At 44.6% G+C, this 2,661-nt stretch carries 4 protein-coding genes; 2 read left to right on the plus strand and 2 right to left on the minus strand.

What is annotated here, in order from left to right:
• The first annotated feature begins 122 nt into the window (after positions 1–122).
• Both GBV73_RS10925 and cas4 read left to right on the plus strand, forming a co-directional pair.
• Positions 123–470, plus strand: coding sequence for a hypothetical protein (locus GBV73_RS10925; RefSeq protein WP_042697454.1), 348 nt, complete (start codon positions 123–125; stop codon positions 468–470).
• Positions 471–604: 134 nt separating this feature from the next.
• Complete coding sequence (gene cas4, locus GBV73_RS10935; protein WP_042697400.1) at positions 605–1,225, plus strand: CRISPR-associated protein Cas4; 621 nt, start codon at positions 605–607, stop codon at positions 1,223–1,225.
• Here cas4 and GBV73_RS10940 read toward each other — a convergent pair.
• Together GBV73_RS10940 and GBV73_RS10945 are read right to left on the minus strand one after the other, a co-directional pair.
• Positions 1,215–1,703 carry a hypothetical protein gene (locus GBV73_RS10940; protein WP_371717102.1) on the minus strand — a complete coding sequence of 163 codons (489 nt, stop codon included), beginning with the start codon at positions 1,701–1,703 and terminating at the stop codon, positions 1,215–1,217. The genes cas4 and GBV73_RS10940 overlap by 11 nt on opposite strands.
• A gap of 38 nt (positions 1,704–1,741) precedes the next feature.
• Positions 1,742–2,661 (minus strand): RNA-guided endonuclease TnpB family protein (locus GBV73_RS10945; protein ID WP_152881321.1); only part of this gene is annotated, 920 nt, incomplete at its 5' end.

A 2,661-nucleotide genomic window follows, 5' to 3' on the forward strand; every position in this document is an offset into this window, starting at 1 on the left:
GTAATGTGTTATGGTCTGAAAATCCTCCTCAGAGTCAAATACTGTTTAAATAACAGGGGGTGAAACTAAACACGCCCTTCCCTAGGATTATTTGAGAACCTCACCGGAGGTAGGGTTTGACAATGGATGATGAATCCTCGAGTAGTAGTTTTTGGTTGAGCAAAATATTAAAATCCAGAAAGAAGGAAGGCATCATTGAGCAGAAAATAACGGAAGATGCCTACAGGGACTTGAAGGCTCTTCTAATGAGGGCCAAGCCGGATGTAGTCGGAGACAAGATAGTTCTCAAGCTACCAAACGGGACCGTGGAGCTTAGGAAAGATAAGCTCAAGGTAATTGCTGAGAACCAGGAACAAGCAGAGAAAATACTCAGGAATCTTCACCACTACTCGATGCCCCCCGGTTTGTGGCCTGCCTATGGTCTTAGCTATTCGATAAAGAGGGGTTCTCTTTTAAAAAGCAGAAGTTAATCTTTTCTTTTTACCTCAAATGTTTTAAACCTTCGAAAGTACTCTTAGTTAGCGGATGATGGGCCTTGCCCAGTCTGATTCAATGATGACGTCGGTATTAGCTGACGCTTTAAACACCTTTTGGAGGAGCCAGGATGAGCGAGCTGCTTGAGTTTTATGCAAGCGAGGCTATGACGTGCCCTCGAAGGGTTTACTTTCGTCTTAAGGGGTATAAGGAGAAGTGGCCCGAATTTGTGAGGGTAAGGCTTGAGCAAGGGGTCAACACCCATAATGTTCTTGGGGAGATACTTAAGAAAAGGTTCGGGTTCGAGCTTGAGAAGCACATAGTGTTAAAATCTCCCCGTCTGGGGCTTGAAATCCACGGGAGGATAGATGCATTCAGACGGTTCCCAATAGAGATAAAGGGAAAAACCTCCCTTCCAAGACTCCCCTATGAGTACCATCTGGCCCAGCTGAACGTTTATTTGCGGTGGGCGGAAAGTGAATACGGCTATTTGTATTACGTTAAGCTCCATGAAGAGCCAAAAAGAGTTTTGAAGGATGTGGACTTTTCAAGGTTTCCAGTAGTTAAGGGTAAGAACTTTAAGGCTTTTGAGGTACCCTATGACGAGAAGCTTTTCAAAGAGACCGTAAAGCAGTTCTACCTGATAAAAAAGCATTATGAAAAAGGCATCCCCCCAGAGGGGTGGAGGGACTACACATGTAAGTTCTGTCCATACTATTATCTCTGTTCTGGAAATGGCTCTAATCCTTAGCTTTCCACTTAAGGTCGTTTTCTATGACTGCCTCTATCAAGTCTCTGTTGTAGAGCTCCGCGATGATTGCCCTTACCGGGACTTGGTTCAAAGCTAGTACTTGAGGAGTTATTTTTGCTTCAAACTCCTTTGCGAGCGCATAGCTGAGCTCACTTATACTCTTTGGCTCTTTTAACAGCTCTAGAACCTTTCTCTCCCCTTCTTCTACTCTTTGAATGTTGAGTTCAAGCAGTCTTAGGGCTTCTTCTCCCTTTACAGCCCTTCCGTGGGAGGGGATAAGGAGGATACCTTCTTCTGCATAGCCGATTAATTTTCTTATGGATTCTTTGAAAAGCTCCGGCTCAACCAGATACGGCAAGCCCACTGACTGAATAACCTTCTCACCAAAAAAGCTATCTCCCGCGTACAAAACGCCGTTTTCCTCATCTAGGAAACCCGTCATTCCCGGCGAATGCCCTGAAAGCTCTATCGCTTTCAACCCAAAGAGCTCATCATCCCAGTCAAAAACCGTTCTGCCTACCAGTAAAGTGCGTGTAGGGCGTTAATTTCGTAACGGGTAGGCTTCCCTCCTCCCGTCTTCATCGGAGGGCTTTCGGGGGGAACGGAGACTCCCCACATCTTCAGGGCTTTCAAGCGAATATTCCACGAGCCAACCACATCCCTATCAGCCTCAAAACCACAATTCGAGCACTTTAAAACCCTGTGCCCATTCGGGACTAGCTTCCCCCCACATATCGGACACAGGGATGAAGAGTAAGCAGGATCAACAAAAACGACACTCACACCCTTTAACTTGGCTTTATACTCGATAATGGATTGAAGCTTTCTAAAACTCCACCTGTGCAAGCGACCGTTCATTTCAGCCGAATACCTTATTGTGTTCCTGATTTCCGTTAAGTCCTCCAAGGTAATACCACCGTATTTTTCAGCTAATTCAACGATTTTGTTAGCCAATTTGTGATAAAGGTCATTCAGCCTGTTTCTCTCCCTCATCCCATATTTTTCCAAAATCCATTTTCTCTTTTTACCACTTCTTATCTTCTTTTGAATTCTCCTTCTCTTTAGGAAGTAGCCCGTTCTAATCTCCCTCTCGTGGGTGATGATCTGGATAAAGTTCCCATCTGGAAGGCTGAGGGTTACATTATTCTCGTTCAAGTCCACGCCGACAATGACTTTCGGCTCTCTAACTTCAACCTCTCTTGAGAACACCACGTGGAGAAAAACTCCTTTTGGATTTTTAACCAGCCAGGCTTGTCCTATTTTCCACTCCCTAAACTTCTCGTGGTACTTTGCAGGGTAAAACTCTAGTTTCAGCCTTCCACTTGGAGTTGAGAGTTTAATAAATCCTCCTTCAATGTCGAGTTTGAAAAGATGATCATCCAGCATTATTACTTGCTTTTTGAAAATGGGTTTTCCGTTGGCTTTTCCTCGTCTTT

The organism is Thermococcus sp. 101 C5 (genome assembly GCF_009372125.1).
GTDB classification, from domain to species: domain Archaea; phylum Methanobacteriota_B; class Thermococci; order Thermococcales; family Thermococcaceae; genus Thermococcus_A; species Thermococcus_A bergensis.